This is a genomic window from Peribacillus sp. FSL M8-0224 (genome assembly GCF_038003055.1).
GTDB lineage: Bacteria > Bacillota > Bacilli > Bacillales > DSM-1321 > Peribacillus > Peribacillus frigoritolerans.
In genome coordinates, this window is record NZ_JBBOOJ010000001.1 from 1587535 (window position 1) to 1601596 (window position 14062).

Here is a 14062-nt window from a genome sequence, read left to right on the forward strand (position 1 = left end):
ATTAACTCGGCAAAACTAGTATCTTATTTAAATCAATATCTAATTTTAAATATTAGAGATAAACAAAATATTATAGATATTGAATATTACTTATCAATTGAATCAACAAAAAAGATGAGGAAAATAAAGTTTGTTTAACTTTAAAAAAGTGCCAAATTGACATGAGGAATCGAAAAAATGAATTGTGGGCAGCCATCGAAAAAGAATTAACCTTAAGTTCAGATGGTGCTTATTCAATTGATATGGATACAGGGTCATTACTGTTCAAGAAGAAGCAACAAATGGTATGCCAAAAGAATTAATGGATCTAATACAATCCGTAAAAGAACGAGCGGTAGAGAGATTTGACGATATGCCTCCTGAATTTGCTGAATTACTTAAAAGGAAGCCAAACAGTGGTAGTGGAGTACATTAATAAACCTTAAAGAAAAGGACCTTGATTAAAGTCAGGGTCCTTTGTAGCTTACACTAAAACCGTCCTACTTAAAGGAGTATGTAAATTCCAGTGTCTGAATCTGGCCGTTTAAAAACAGTTAAAGAAAGGCGCAAGCGGGTCCATGCTGGTGTGGAAAGCGATTTTCATGGTGCCAGACTACATATGGATCTTGCGCACTTTTCTAAAGTTTATTATAACCCTTACCTCGTTAAACAATTCACGCTGATTGACCAAAAGACACCCATCTCCGAAGCCGGATTAGTGTATTTGATTAATAAAGTATGCTACGTTGAAGGAAACGGAGATAGGCAGGGGTCTTTATTTTAAATCCTGGGTTAATTTCCGACTAAGATAAAAGGAATTCTATTGTATGAATAGAATCAAAACTAAAAAGGGGGAAATACTGTGACCGTATTGCTTGGTGTAATTGTGAAACCGAATCCTGAAACGGGGATTAATCCCTATCTTCTTATGGGTTCTGATTCCTTAAGAATAAATGTAAATGTAAATGATAATCTTTCCAATCAGATAAGAATCGAAAATGAAAGGAAAGTCTTTAGAATTAACGATAAGCTAGTTAGTATGTCAGGAAGGGTCGATTCAAAATTTCATGATGGTTTCATAGAATTTATTCGTGAAAATGATTGTGAAATAACTCATTTAGCAGAATTAACTTTAAATCATATTAAGCAACACATGTCTGAAAATGAAGTTAATGAAGGTGCAAAGTTTGTAGTACTTATAGGGAGTTGTACAGATGCTAACCCAAGGCTTTTTTCTATATGGGTTGATAAAAACAACCTTGGGCAAGCTGGAGTTATGCCTATGGACGTTAGTGGTTATGGTATTGGTCAATACCCAGCATAGCATTTCATTTCAAGGGGATATCGATTTATTACACACGTTTAAAGAGAGGGTCGGAGATAATTACGACTTAACTAATGTGGAGCAGGCCGCAAGGGAGTATTTATTGAGTGCCGCTTCGAGATACCCAAAGACCTGTAATAAGAACATTAATATTGAAATAGTTAGTTAATACCTTTCAGAACCTTTGACTAACCGTATTTTAGTTCTATATAAAACGAGAGAAGCCCACAATGAGTAGTCTTTTTTAATTTGTTAAAGGAGAGACAAACCCATGCAAAATAAAAAAGCATATCGCGATTCATTAAAAGAGCAGATTCGAAAACTGGATCAACAAAGAAGTGCAGGGGAAGAGATTGACTATAATCACCGAAATTCTATGGTTAGGAAGGTTCGTGCTCTTCAGCCTGATATTCCGTATGATTTTGATATCGGACAAGAAGTTTATGTCAAAGGATTCAAACGCAGATTCAAAGGAATTGTTTCTAAATACGATGAAGATCCCTGTTCGAAACAGGTCTTATAAAACCTATCGATACGGTTTATAAGGAGGTTTTTTGGTACCCTGAAGATCTGTTGGATAGTATTGAAACTGATTTAGAAATCTTAAACTACGATCAATATACTTTTAATTGGGAGGCATTAGGATGTTTGTAAAGACACCAGTAAAGGAAACATGGCATGAGGAAGCAGCAGTGTCATTACGACTAGCGGGTACGTTGACACATCCTTTATATATTATGGGGAGGGATCACAGAAACTCTTTTTGATATTAAGCGGGGCCCCTAAATACTTTGAAGGCTTATATATTGTATGCTATTATGGCTACAGCTGAAAGAGTTGTACATCGTGAAAAAAAACATGGAGTATAGATTATTTAAACGTTGAGCCCTATCGTCAGGAAATTAATATAGAGTACTTACCTCGGTTGAATTGCGACACGGGGGAGGAATTACTGGTGATTATGCAGCGAAAGAAGTTTATCCAGCTTATCCAAACGGATTTACTCGATGAAGCATTGTCTGGAACGTTTACTTTATAAAGTTATTTGGGGGTCCTCTTGTAAGGGCTTTTTTGTTGTGAATAGAAAAAAGACATAAATTCTGCCGTAAGAAAAATGAACGAAGATACCGGCATCTTTTACATTAGTTTTACGCCCTGGGACATTTTTTACATGCCTGGAATTGGTAAGAACAAGGTGAAAAGATCCTTCGAGTATATTCCATATTGGTTTCCAGTAGAATCCGGTGCTTTCCATCACAACATCGGATACCTGAAGGGTAGCCAGCCAATCACTTAATGCCAAGAGTCCCGTTGTTGTTGAAAAAGTTTCAATAGAGGTTTTTGGCTTTTTATCTAATGGACCAAATAATACACAATCTACTACTGTTTCTTGGTGTACATCTATGCCAGCACACTGTTCAATTATTGCTCCCATAAGAGAATCACCTCAAAAAAAGATTAACAATATATATGACAGAGATTTGTTAATTTTTGTATACGTACTAGCAGTACACTAAATGGTTCTTCGATACTGTCACAACCAGTTTCTTATACAGGGTATCTTACAATTAATTATGTTAAGAGCATGTTTTGATCAATATTTCTCAAAATTATGCTCTTTCTATCTGTTCATTAATCAAAGTGCTTAATAATAATTTTCTCAAACTTTATTCAAAAGCAATATTAGATTTTATTCTACATTATAGGGGGAAATGATGTATCAAATTGGGGAAATTTTACGGAGATGAAAAATTTTTCTTTTCAGAGCGTGAATTTATGATACAATACTACTAGTTTTGAAGTTGGAGGGAGACATGGGGAGATTAAAGCGTTGTGAAAATGAGCAGTGCCTTGCGTCAAATGATTTTAATGCGAAGTTTTGTTTGAAATGTGGGCATGCATTTTCCAGTGAAGAACCAGTAATGGCTGCTGGTGAGCATGCATTGAGCCGACCAGTCATTTGGAGAAAGCCTTGGTTTATTAGCGTCATCAGTGTGGTTATTTTAGTCGTGGTGTTGTATGTCACCGGCTTGTTCCTCTATAACAAAAATATGGTGATAACGGCTGCAACAAAAGCCGCGGAAACAGACAATGTTGATTTGTTGTTTGAGCAAATTACAGTACCAGCGAATGTAAAATACTCTGAAGGTTCGTACAAAGATTATTTGAAAGAGAATAATTTACACACTATTGCTGATACGATTGAATCAGTGGTAACGAGGCTTGCAGAAGACAAGGAGAGTGCACCGTATGTACTTGATGCAAACGGCAATCGTTTACTAGAAGTTATAAAACAGAAAAAATTCGGCATTTATTCAACGTATACTTTGCAAGCGGTTGGCTATGAGCTAAATGCACAAGCCAATATGGAAGATGTCACGTTTGAAATGCTCGATGAAACAACCACGACCGATGAGAGTGGACATACATCGCTTGGTATGCTTTTACCAGGTACATATACGTTAGATGCAAAGGCGACATCGTCTACTGGTGACTTAACGCATAAGCTACAAATTGTTCACCCGACCGGTTTTGAGGAAAGTACGGCAGAGGTGTATTTTGAAACGTATGCTATTTATTTAGATACGCCGTATCCAGAGGCGGAGCTCATCATTGATGGTGAGACCACTGGTCAAACTATCGCACAGTACGGTGATGTCATTGCAAGTGTCCCAGAAGGTCAAACGGTAAGCGTTTCAGCTGTATTAGAAGTTGACGATGACACGTATAAATCTGAAAAATTTGAAGTATCTTCTGAGGAAACGGTGTATTTTGAGTTTCCAGAATATGAAGTCATTCAAACAGCTAAAACTTTTGGTAAAGAAGAAGCACAAACCTTTTTAGAGAGTTACCGCGCTGCTTATGAGCAAGCGATTATCGCAGCAGACTTCTCTTATGTGAGCGATTATTTCCAATCGGGTACGGAGACGTATAAAGAATATGAGAAATTCGTTAATGCTCATCGTGAATTTGAATCGTACAATTATACGTTTATGGAAAATAAATTTAAAAGTTTTGAACAAGCGAAAGATTTAACGGTAACGGTTGAAACGTTTGAATCGTTAATCTTTACCTCGGATGGAGAAGCATATTTGTATGAGCGTGATAAGCGCTATACGCTGGTATTTGATGAGAAGAGCAATGGTTACCTCATTGGTAATATTGAAATTTTAAATACCGAGAAAACGAAGCAATAGGAGGAAATATTTGTGAAAACGGCACGTGGCATTATTTTAGCAGAAGATGAAGTCGTCATCCGCGAGTATGAAGCATCATATATTGATGTGCCTAAATCAGAAGGGTATATCATCACGACGAATCGTCGATTAATTTTTACCGGTAGCACATCCTCCGCGATGGGCTCAAGCATTATCGTTCGCGATACGAAAATCGATAACATTACCGGTGTGGTCGGTGGGTTAACACGTAAAAAAAGTATTATCCAAATTATTATCGGCGTAATTATTGCTCTCATTGGCTTAGTCGGCATCTTTAATGATTTTAATATTATTATGCTGCTCGTTTTACTTCTTGGTAGCTACATTGCCTATAGAGGTATTAGTGCTGGTGGGGTACAAATGTATTTATCTATCTTTAGTAGCCAAGCGGCTCCAGCGATTAGCGTTGCTGTTGAAGCAAGCCGCGGTTTATTCTCACGCATTAGCAAACATGATGCGGTAATGACGGTTGCCGCTTCTGGCCCAGGGAAACATACTGAACAAATGATTCGTGAAATTGGGGCACTTGTGCAAGATATTCAAATTATGGGTGAATTAGCAGTCAGCAAATGGATTGACAAGCCAATGTCTATTGAAAACTTTCGGCAATATAGTAAAAAAGAGCAATTAACATCTACGATAGAAACTATTAAGCAAACAGCGACAATGGTAAAAGAAACAGCAGTAACGGCGACGGATTCGGTTGTGGAAGTGTCGAAAAAGACAAAAGCTACAAAAGAAAGCCCAAAGTCAACAAAGCAATGTGAGTGTGGCACGACACTACTAGCAGAAGCAGAGTTTTGTACAGAATGCGGTAAAAAGCAACAAGCGCAAGAAAACATTTTCGGATAATCAAAGCGTTGTTCTTCCTAGGAAGGACAACTTTTTTTGAAAGGAGCAGCAATGAGTTATTTAAAAAATCAAGTCATTGACGGTCAAACATTAGCAACGTTACAACCAGGAGAAGTGAGATGGTACGGTAGTTCGAAATACGGCATTCCTGGACAAGAGCGAACGGGGATATCGATTCATCCGGATTTACTGCGTCGACATATGCTTTTTATCGGTTCAATCGGCAGCGGGAAATCCGTGTCGATGTTCCATTTAATCAATGGACTGCGTAAAAATGCAACAACAGATGATGTGTTTGTATTTTTCGATGCGAAAGGTGATTATTTAGAAAAGTTTTATCAAATAGGGGACTACGTGTTGACGAACGCAAGCGAGGACGTGCCGGGAATGGTGAGCTGGAATATTTTCGATGATATAATGGCCACAAAGGAAGAAAAGCGCGAGGAAGTTATTTGGGAAATTGCCTCTTCCCTTTTTAAAGAGGATATGGAAAATTCCAGCGCACCGATTTTCTCGATTGGTGCAAGAGACTTATTCGCTGCCATTTTATGTGCGAAAGTACGTGAAATGGATAAAAATGGTACAAAAGAGGATCATGCTAGCTTTATTCGATGGCTACAGGAGGCATCAGACGTGACGGTGCGTAACTTATTGTTAAAGCATCAAGATTTTGCTTGGGTGCGCAACTACATTCATAAGTCCAACGACCCGAAAACGAATCAGTCGTTCTTTATGCATCTATACCAAAACTTATTTAACGTCTTTACCGGCAATTTCCGCGAAAGCGGCAATTTTTCGTTAACGCGCGCGGTGAAAGAACGCGGCGGACGTGCTGTGTTTTTAGAATACGATATTGCCAGCGCCAACGTCTTAAAGCCAATTTATACGCTATTATTAGACATAGCGATGAAAAATGCGCTTGGACAAAAGGAAACTGAAGCACGCGGCAATGTCATTTTCATTTTAGATGAGTTACCATTAATTCCGAAACTGAATTATATGGACAATGCGTTGAACTTCGGTCGCTCGTTAGGCATTCGTGTAATAGCCGGCATTCAAAACGTTGGGCAAGTACGCCACGTTTATACTGAGGCGCTCGGTGATAGTATTTTAAGTGGTTTTGGGACAGTGTTTGCGTTCCGCTTATTTGACGAGCAAAGCCGCCGCTTTATTACGAATCGTCACGGAATGAATAAGAAATTTGTCGCCTATGTATCCTCGAATGCAAGTAAAGGCGTGCAGGATCAAATGATTGACGGGCATGTCATCGAGGATTGGGATTTAACGGAGTTGTCGATTGGTCAATGCATCGTCTCCCCGTTTAACGGTGAGCCGTTTAAATTTTACCCATTGAACTATGAAAAATAAGGAGGCATTTTGTTTTGGAAAAAAATAAACCATTTGTACAGCTCGGTCGAGGCCTTGGAGAGTTCCCAATGGAGAACGGTAGCCGTGTATTTTTAGTAATGAATGGTGTGAAGCAACAGCAGCTCACACCGTTTGAATATGAGGCTTGGGGGCAAGTGAGCCGCTTTGAAACGTTAGAGCAGTGGGAGTCAGCGATTCAGAAAAAGATTGCCAATGTAAAAAACTTTAACTGGCCGCTTGTACTGAAAAAATTAACGGACGAACAGCTTATCGCACGTTGGGAATTTTTCGCCATTGAAGATCCAAACTTAATGCGTCTTTACGCAACTCGTCAAGGCTATGCGCATGGCTTGGTGGACGGTAAATGGCTCATGTCCGATACCGAGGCAACAAAAAGCATTGTGTTAACGAAAGACCAATTTGATGTTTGGAATGCTGCAGCTGGTAAATCGATGCTATTAGAAGTAATCGATACACTTATGAAGCAGCGTAAGCTGCCGCTAGCGGAGGCATTCGCGCTACTCGTAAATAATGGATTCCGTCTTGTCCAGATCGGCCTATGGAACTTAGAATATATCGATTTAGGAGAACAGGAGTGAACAAAATGATTGTAGGAGCAGGCGAAGGATTAGGATTTTTTGAACAAGACAAAGGGCTTACTTATGGCGTCCGATTTTATAAGCAGACATTTCCATTAACAAAACAAGCGTATAGCGTATGGCAGATTGCGAATATGGCTGCCTATGAGCTCAGCGAATTACCCGCAGCATTGCAGCTTCCAGTAGATAGAGTTGAACAGGAGTTACAGGTATTAAGAGAGAAAGGATTAGTCTTGGACTGGCCAACTAACCCTAGCAAGGAATTTTTAGCAACGTACACCCTCGTGCCAAAAGGAAAAATAATTAAATATGAAAACGACGAATGGGTGTTTCGAGAACTGATGGGAGACACGATGATTGCTTTTGATATTTTACCAACGACATTATGGCGTCTTGCAAATCCTTTTTGGACGCTCGAAACACTTTTTGAGAATGTCGTAGCTATTACAGGACATGATGAAAAGCAAACAATCGAACTTTCAATGAAATGGATTCCGCATTTAATAAGCCGGGGGTTTTTAGCCCTTGAAAAGTGGTAATGGAGTATGTTTGATATTACAAAAGCAATTACAGCTTCTTATCAAAAGGCAAAAACGGCAGCAGAGGAAATAAAACAATCACCAAAAGAATTTTATCAAAATACGAAATCCGATTTATTTGTCAAAGTGTTTAGTTCGCCTGAAAAATATCAACAAAAAAATGAATACATGAAACAAGTACTGCAAAATCCGAGCTTAATGCCCCAGTATAAAACGGATCAGCTTATGGACCGCATCGATACGACGATTAAATTTGGCTCGCCGGTACTATTTAGTAGCCTAGGAATCGACATTGGCACACCTCTACAAGGGACCGGTTTAACGGATGCATTAAAGGAAAATGCGCTGCAGTCGAAGCATTTTTTACAATATAGCCCACTCGGGACGAAAGTAACGAATTTTGTGCAAAATATATATCAATGGAGCTCGCAAAACAAATCGCTTGAAGACCGACAGAAGGCGTTCGAGAAATTTGAAAAGGAATTTAACGCACGACAAGAAACACTCGAACGTTACAAATGTCGTAGTCATCCAAAAGAGATAGAGTCAATAAATGAACAGAACTTCGTACCACCAAACGAGCCAGACGAGTTCGACCAACTGGCTGAATATGAACAAGGAATGTCGGAAGAGGAAGATTCAGAATCGGAGCCGGAAGAAACAGCAGAGGAAGATTCAGAATCGGAGCCGGAAGAAACACCAGAGGAAGAACTGGAATCGGAGTCAGAAGAAACACCAGAGGAAGAGCCGGAATCGGAGCCGGAAGAAACACCTGAGGAAGATTCAGAATCGGAGTCGGAAGAAACACCTGAGGAAGAGCTGGAATCGGAGTCAGAAGAAACACCAGAGGAAGAGCCGGAATCGGAGCCGGAAGAAACACCAGAGGAAGTGCTGGAATTGGAGCCGGAAGAAACACCAGAGGAAGAGCCGGAATCGGAGCCGGAAGAAACACCAGAGGAAGAGCCAGAATCAGAGCCGGAAGAAACACCTGAGGAAGATTCAGAATCGGAGCCTGACGAAACACCTGAGGAAGATTCAGAATCAGAGCTGGAAGAAACACCTGAGGAAGATTCAGAATCGGAGCCTGAAGAAACACCAGAGGAAGATTCAGAATCAGAGCCTGAAGAAACATCTGAGGAAGAGCCAGAATCAGAGCCTGAAGAAACACCTGAGGAAGAGCCAGAATCGGAGCTGGAAGAAACACCAGAGGAAGATTCAGAATCGGAGCCGGAAGAAACACCTGAGGAAGAGCCAGAATCAGAGCCTGAAGAAACACCAGAGGAAGAGCCAGAATTGGAGCCTGAAGAAACACCTGAGGAAGAGCCAGAATCAGAGCCGGAAGAAACACCAGAGGAAGAACCAGAATCGGAGCCAGACGAAATACCAGAGGAAGAACTGGAATCGGAGCCGGAAGAAACACCAGAGGAAGAACCAGAATCGGAGCCAGACGAAAAACCAGAGGAAGAACTGGAATCGGAGCCGGAAGAAACACCAGAGGAAGAACCAGAATCGGAGTCAGACGAAAAACCAGAGGAAGAACTGGAATCGGAGCCGGAAGAAACACCTGAGGAAGAACCAGAATCGGAGCAAATTCAGTATGAAGATGATTCTAAGTATGAAGGATATTAAGCGCTCTTACTTAGCATAAACAAGAGTCAAACTAACATTAGTAGTACAAATCAAGGTCATGGTTTGTACTACTATTTTTTTATAGTAGAAGTAAAAAGCATCTGGGATGAGTTAAAATCCGTAGTTAACTAACGGTAGTGTAGTTCTATACAAAATGAGTGAAGACCACAATAATATAAGTCGGGGGAAGAATTGCTCGTGGTGATTGAAGAACAGCAGAAATAAGTTTATAAAGCTCGTCCAACAAGATATGCTCGATGAAACAATTTACGGGAGGTTACATAAGAGTAGGTTTTTTCGAGGTCCTCATTGTGAGGGCTTTTTTTTTGTTGCTAATATAAACACCCAATTAATTCTAGGTATTTTGGGAGTAATGAGCGTATATTGTATTGGGATGCGCTTCAAAAGGATTATTTTAAAAATAAGCCTATTTTACTAGGTTGGTTTGATATACTAGAATGGAAAAATTGAGAGGTTCATTTTAATTAGTAGGGAAGTGTAAAAAATGCTCTGGAAAATTTACTTTTGGCTAATTATAGCTATATCGATAGCTTCAATGTTTGTAGAAGCGGTTCATGGTCCGGTGATAGAAACTACTGATACTGTTATCAGTATTATTTCCACAATTGGATTATTTGGTTATGTATATAACAAACAATGGTTATCAAAGTCATTCTGGAAATTCGTATTTATAATAACTGTAATTGAAGTGCGTGCATACACAATGTTGGATGTGCTTAATGATCCAGAACTTGGAGTAGGGGGAATGATTTTCGTTACAGCTTTCACGCTTATCATAATGTATCCTTTCTTTCTAGGTTTATATAGATATGGATTCCGTAAGCAAAATTTAGCTTAGTGACTTCATAATAGCAGGTGCATTTGTTTGAATAAGGCATTAAAAAAGGAGACCATAAAATATGTTAACAGTCGATAATTATATTGATTCCATTAAAGCTAACCTTGAGGAACATTCAGATTTGTTAGTAGCTAACCTTAAAAATATCATTACATACAACTATTTTTCTGAAATAGATTTGTTGGATTTTACCGCATTTATTGAACCTACAAATTTTGAAATTTCAATAAGGATGTTCTCTATGGATAGAGAAGCTAACGAAGTTTTCTATGAAGGTAATGACACAACAGTTTTTGCAGGTAGTGTTGATATAGTTCCTGATGTTACATACTATCAGTTAATCGACAATTCATTGGATGATTTTTTTGATAATTTTTACGAAGAAAACTATCCCGCAATATACGAATTAGAACAAAAAGCGTTTACAGATTGGTTTAGTCAATGTTGGAAAAAATCAGGTGGGGATATATTGAATTTACCATCGTTCTTTGTTTTCCACGATGATACTAAATCATATGAGTTAAAAAATAATCAATGGATTGATGATGAAGAAAAATGGTCATAAAAAACGATGAAGAAGGCCTATATATAGGCATTCTTTTTTTATTATCGAAATATCAACATTAACCATTAATATAGCCTATATTTAAACATCTCAAATTTGCAACTGCTTTTAATTTGTCTTCGCGACGAGAGCCTAAAACAATTTTAGCTTTTTTACTCGCCAAGTATTTTGCAGTTACTTCTCCAATTCCTGATGAAGCGCCAGTGATTAAATCTAATAAGCCTATTCGAGAACAACTCTCGAGTAGGCTTATTTATTTTTTTATAAAACACCTTTACTTATGGTTCCCGTAATGCATCTAAATGATATTTTTATTTTTCATTGATCAAACTATCAATTAAACAATTTTTGTTTGATACCCTTTTGTTTATTTTTCGGAGGGGTAAGGTCTTTTGGAATTAGGGATGTATACGTTTCCCCGTCGAGTCTTTCAGCTAACTCTTTTTTAGCATTATCAAGTAATTCTGGGTTTTCAAGAGCCGAAATAGCGGTACATGCCATTGCTTTTCCAGCTAATAACATGGCATCATGGGCGTAGCTTTCTTTACCTTGTGCGACGGCCTGCCAAGTATGAAAGGGTGTTCCGAACGCCCAGGTGGAAGTAACACATTGTGCGGTTGGAACATTCCAGCTAACATCGGCAACATCTGTAGACCCTCCCATAAATGTTTCTTTTTCAGAGAAAGGAACGATAAAGTCGGCAATAGGTCGTTCTGCTAATTGAGAAGCTCCTTGTTTCCCAACTTGTAAAGCTGCCGCACGCTTCTCCTCGTCAGTCAACGTTTCATAGATTGTTTTTGCATAGTTTATATCCTGTTCAGTAGCAAGAGGAGCTCCTATTTCCTGCATATATTGGTGCATCACTTTTTCAAGTGTCATATTAGGAATTAAATTATGGCAGGAACCTTGAATTTCGAAATCAACCTTCGTTTGCGTCATAAGTTCCGCACCGCGGGAACAGTTAACTACCCTGTCATAAAGCTCTTTTACTTGATCTGGTTTCGGTGCACGGATTAAGTATGTCACTTCCGCCTCAGCTTGAACGACGTTTGGAGCCAATCCTCCTGTATTGGTTACAGCATAATGAATCCGAGCTTCATCAATCATGTGTTCCCTCAAATAATTGACTCCAACATTCATTAGTTCGACTGCATCTAAGGCACTTCTTCCTAAATGTGGTGATGCAGCGGCATGGGCACTTCTCCCTTTAAATTTAAAGTGTGCATGGATGACAGCGTTGGCAGTGGAGTTCATGACAGCATTCATTGTTGAAGGATGCCATGAGAAGGCAGCATCAACATCTTTAAAAAGACCGTCTCTTGCCATAAAAGTTTTCCCGTATCCACTTTCTTCTGCTGGACAGCCAAAATATTGTACTGTTCCACCAAGATTATTTTCCATCAAATAATCCTTAACCGCAATAGCTGCCGCTAAGGAACCTACTCCCAGCAAATTATGTCCACAGCCATGGCCATTTCCATTTTTATTAATGGGCTCGAATGTACTGCTGCGTGCTTGTTGACTTAGCCCTGCCAAGGCATCATATTCCCCGAGAATCGCAATGACCGGATGACCAGATCCATATGAGGCAATAAAACCTGTTTCAAGACTAGCTATTCCCTTTTTTACGGTAAACCCTTCCTTTTCCATTGCTTCGCTAAGCAAATCAGCTGAACGGAATTCCTCAAATCTGGTTTCTGCAAACTCCCATACTTGATCACTTAGCTGTGTAAACAAGGTGCGTTTATTATCTATTAAATTTGTAATTTTTTCTGTTAGAGTAGTCAATTTTTCCATCTCCTAAATTGCATTATTTTTGAAAGAAGGAACCTCTTTCTTAGTGCGAATTAAAAATAAAGATCCCGCACACAATAGAGCAAACATAATCAGCATAATAAAAGCAACTGTATAAGAACCGTCAAAAGCATCGACTAAAAATCCTATTAACATCGGAGTAAGAACCCCAGCGAATTGGGCTCCGGTATTAATGAACCCATTTGCAGTACCTACAACCTCTTCAGACAGCATTTTTAATGGAGCTGAGATAATCAGAATAATATTAAACGACATGAATACAGTAACAACACTTTGATAGACAGCAAACATTGCTATATTTGGTGCATAAGCCATTAAATATAGAAAAACCGCCGTTAATACTGCAAATACAGCTGCAATTACCTTATCTTTCCCTTCAGGCAATTTATCCAAAATATAGCCGCTTACAATCATTGCAATAATTCCTGCAAACGCTGGAATAGCTGAAATATACCCGACTGATGTTAAGTCGAGATTGCGTTCCGCTACTAAATAAGTTGGCATCCACGCCATTAATCCCCATTGCACGGCATAAATGGCAAAATAGGCTATGAACAAATTCCAGATGATCGGAGTTTTTAAAACTTCTCTTAAAGGTGCTTTATTTTTTGAAGGGTTTTCACTTTTTCCTACAGTTGAATCTTTCCGCTCTTTTATGAAAAATACATAGAGGAAGGCAAATATAATACCAATGGCACCCGCAATATAAAAGATTGTTCTCCAACCGATACTTTGCATGGACTGGGTACCAATTATTGGTGTTATTACCCCCATAATCGTCCCAGAAGTGAGCATGAAGGACATGGCACGGCTACGTTCATTTTGTGGAAACCAACTCGCAATACCTTTTGACGCAGATGGAAAAAAGCTGCCTTCCCCAAGTCCAAAAAGAAATCGAATGAGGATTAAGGACATGAAGGACCACGCCATTCCCGACAAAATCGTGAAGACGGACCAAGCAAAAACAGCCATGATAATGATTTTTCGGAAGCCAAACCGATCTGCGAGCCACCCACCGGGAATTTGCATTAAGGCATAACCTGCAAAAAAGCTGCTTAAAACAATTCCAGTCTGGGAGGCACTTAAATGTAGATCCTCTGAAATACCTAAAATCGCATAATTCATAAAAAATCGATCAAAGTTTCCAATTGACCATCCTAAAAATAGCAAGATGATAATGACATACTTCCAGTTCTGCGACAATTTAGATACCATATAATTCCTCCTAGCGAAATTAGTTGAATTCTGTATAATTATAAAAAATTCTAACTATTCAAACAATGTTTGACTCTATATAATAATTACATAAACTATG

16 protein-coding genes and 1 pseudogene are annotated in these 14062 nt (G+C 38.9%); 13 read left to right on the top strand and 4 right to left on the bottom strand.

Annotated elements, in window-relative coordinates; genetic code table 11:
• Positions 1-161: 161 nt before the first annotated feature.
• The 5 genes from MKX49_RS07730 to MKX49_RS07750 all read left to right on the top strand — a co-directional run bounded on the left by MKX49_RS07730 (position 162) and on the right by MKX49_RS07750 (position 2070).
• Positions 162-302, top strand: a complete 141-nt coding sequence (locus MKX49_RS07730) for a hypothetical protein (RefSeq protein WP_340875916.1) — start codon at positions 162-164, stop codon at positions 300-302.
• A gap of 203 nt (positions 303-505) precedes the next feature.
• Positions 506-763: a hypothetical protein gene (locus MKX49_RS07735; protein WP_340875917.1), complete on the top strand. Its 258-nt coding sequence runs from the start codon at positions 506-508 to the stop codon at positions 761-763.
• Between the two features lie 78 nt (positions 764-841).
• Positions 842-1303 (top strand): hypothetical protein, encoded by a 462-nt coding sequence (locus MKX49_RS07740; RefSeq protein WP_340875918.1) that lies wholly within the window; start codon positions 842-844, stop codon positions 1301-1303.
• A 271-nt stretch (positions 1304-1574) separates the two neighbouring features.
• On the top strand, positions 1575-1826 hold the full coding sequence (locus MKX49_RS07745; protein ID WP_340875919.1) for a hypothetical protein: 252 nt from the start codon (positions 1575-1577) through the stop codon (positions 1824-1826).
• A 121-nt stretch (positions 1827-1947) separates the two neighbouring features.
• Entirely contained in the window at positions 1948-2070 is a 123-nt protein-coding gene (locus MKX49_RS07750; protein WP_340875920.1) for a hypothetical protein, read from the top strand.
• Between the two features lie 266 nt (positions 2071-2336).
• Here the strand turns inward: MKX49_RS07750 and MKX49_RS07755 are convergent, their stop codons facing one another.
• Positions 2337-2738 carry an IS110 family transposase gene (locus MKX49_RS07755; RefSeq protein WP_340875922.1) on the bottom strand — a complete coding sequence of 134 codons (402 nt, stop codon included), beginning with the start codon at positions 2736-2738 and terminating at the stop codon, positions 2337-2339.
• Between the two features lie 379 nt (positions 2739-3117).
• On the opposite strand from MKX49_RS07755, the gene MKX49_RS07760 reads away from it, so the two are divergent.
• The 8 genes from MKX49_RS07760 to MKX49_RS07795 all read left to right on the top strand — a co-directional run bounded on the left by MKX49_RS07760 (position 3118) and on the right by MKX49_RS07795 (position 10932).
• Entirely contained in the window at positions 3118-4500 is a 1383-nt protein-coding gene (locus tag MKX49_RS07760; protein WP_340875924.1) for a TcaA NTF2-like domain-containing protein, read from the top strand.
• Positions 4501-4512: 12 nt separating this feature from the next.
• Positions 4513-5373, top strand: a complete 861-nt coding sequence (locus MKX49_RS07765) for a hypothetical protein (RefSeq protein ID WP_340875925.1) — start codon at positions 4513-4515, stop codon at positions 5371-5373.
• Positions 5374-5487: 114 nt separating this feature from the next.
• The gene (locus MKX49_RS07770) at positions 5488-6741 is read left to right on the top strand and encodes a type IV secretory system conjugative DNA transfer family protein (RefSeq protein WP_340875927.1); all 1254 of its coding nucleotides are present in this window, start codon (positions 5488-5490) and stop codon (positions 6739-6741) included.
• A gap of 68 nt (positions 6742-6809) precedes the next feature.
• Complete coding sequence (locus MKX49_RS07775) at positions 6810-7340, top strand: hypothetical protein (protein ID WP_340875929.1); 531 nt, start codon at positions 6810-6812, stop codon at positions 7338-7340.
• Between the two features lie 5 nt (positions 7341-7345).
• Positions 7346-7879 carry a hypothetical protein gene (locus tag MKX49_RS07780; protein WP_340875930.1) on the top strand — a complete coding sequence of 178 codons (534 nt, stop codon included), beginning with the start codon at positions 7346-7348 and terminating at the stop codon, positions 7877-7879.
• Between the two features lie 6 nt (positions 7880-7885).
• On the top strand, positions 7886-9508 hold the full coding sequence (locus MKX49_RS07785; RefSeq protein ID WP_340875931.1) for a hypothetical protein: 1623 nt from the start codon (positions 7886-7888) through the stop codon (positions 9506-9508).
• A gap of 505 nt (positions 9509-10013) precedes the next feature.
• Positions 10014-10367: a hypothetical protein gene (locus MKX49_RS07790; RefSeq protein WP_340875933.1), complete on the top strand. Its 354-nt coding sequence runs from the start codon at positions 10014-10016 to the stop codon at positions 10365-10367.
• A gap of 61 nt (positions 10368-10428) precedes the next feature.
• A complete protein-coding gene (locus MKX49_RS07795) occupies positions 10429-10932 on the top strand; it encodes a hypothetical protein (protein ID WP_340875934.1) in 504 nt (167 codons plus the stop codon).
• A 106-nt stretch (positions 10933-11038) separates the two neighbouring features.
• Here MKX49_RS07795 and MKX49_RS07800 read toward each other — a convergent pair.
• The 3 genes and pseudogenes from MKX49_RS07800 to MKX49_RS07810 form a co-directional block, all read right to left on the bottom strand.
• Positions 11039-11158: pseudogene (locus tag MKX49_RS07800) on the bottom strand (SDR family NAD(P)-dependent oxidoreductase); the annotation flags it as partial.
• Positions 11159-11265: 107 nt separating this feature from the next.
• Positions 11266-12720: a M20 family metallopeptidase gene (locus MKX49_RS07805; protein ID WP_340875935.1), complete on the bottom strand. Its 1455-nt coding sequence runs from the start codon at positions 12718-12720 to the stop codon at positions 11266-11268.
• A 12-nt stretch (positions 12721-12732) separates the two neighbouring features.
• Positions 12733-13962: an MFS transporter gene (locus tag MKX49_RS07810; protein WP_328151931.1), complete on the bottom strand. Its 1230-nt coding sequence runs from the start codon at positions 13960-13962 to the stop codon at positions 12733-12735.
• Positions 13963-14062 lie beyond the last annotated feature (100 nt).

What these genes read in the sequence shown, in the direction of transcription:
- MKX49_RS07775 (WP_340875929.1), top strand. Translation starts at nt 6,810, where the DNA reads ATGGAGAACGGTAGCCGTGTATTTTTAGTAATGAATGGTGTGAAGCAA.
- MKX49_RS07790 (WP_340875933.1), top strand. Translation starts at nt 10,014, where the DNA reads ATGCTCTGGAAAATTTACTTTTGGCTAATTATAGCTATATCGATAGCT.
- MKX49_RS07810 (WP_328151931.1), bottom strand. Translation starts at nt 13,962, where the DNA reads ATGGTATCTAAATTGTCGCAGAACTGGAAGTATGTCATTATCATCTTG.
- MKX49_RS07795 (WP_340875934.1), top strand. Translation starts at nt 10,429, where the DNA reads ATGTTAACAGTCGATAATTATATTGATTCCATTAAAGCTAACCTTGAG.
- MKX49_RS07730 (WP_340875916.1), top strand. Translation starts at nt 162, where the DNA reads ATGAGGAATCGAAAAAATGAATTGTGGGCAGCCATCGAAAAAGAATTA.
- MKX49_RS07745 (WP_340875919.1), top strand. Translation starts at nt 1,575, where the DNA reads ATGCAAAATAAAAAAGCATATCGCGATTCATTAAAAGAGCAGATTCGA.
- MKX49_RS07760 (WP_340875924.1), top strand. Translation starts at nt 3,118, where the DNA reads ATGGGGAGATTAAAGCGTTGTGAAAATGAGCAGTGCCTTGCGTCAAAT.
- MKX49_RS07785 (WP_340875931.1), top strand. Translation starts at nt 7,886, where the DNA reads ATGTTTGATATTACAAAAGCAATTACAGCTTCTTATCAAAAGGCAAAA.
- MKX49_RS07755 (WP_340875922.1), bottom strand. Translation starts at nt 2,738, where the DNA reads ATGGGAGCAATAATTGAACAGTGTGCTGGCATAGATGTACACCAAGAA.
- MKX49_RS07750 (WP_340875920.1), top strand. Translation starts at nt 1,948, where the DNA reads ATGTTTGTAAAGACACCAGTAAAGGAAACATGGCATGAGGAAGCAGCA.
- MKX49_RS07780 (WP_340875930.1), top strand. Translation starts at nt 7,346, where the DNA reads ATGATTGTAGGAGCAGGCGAAGGATTAGGATTTTTTGAACAAGACAAA.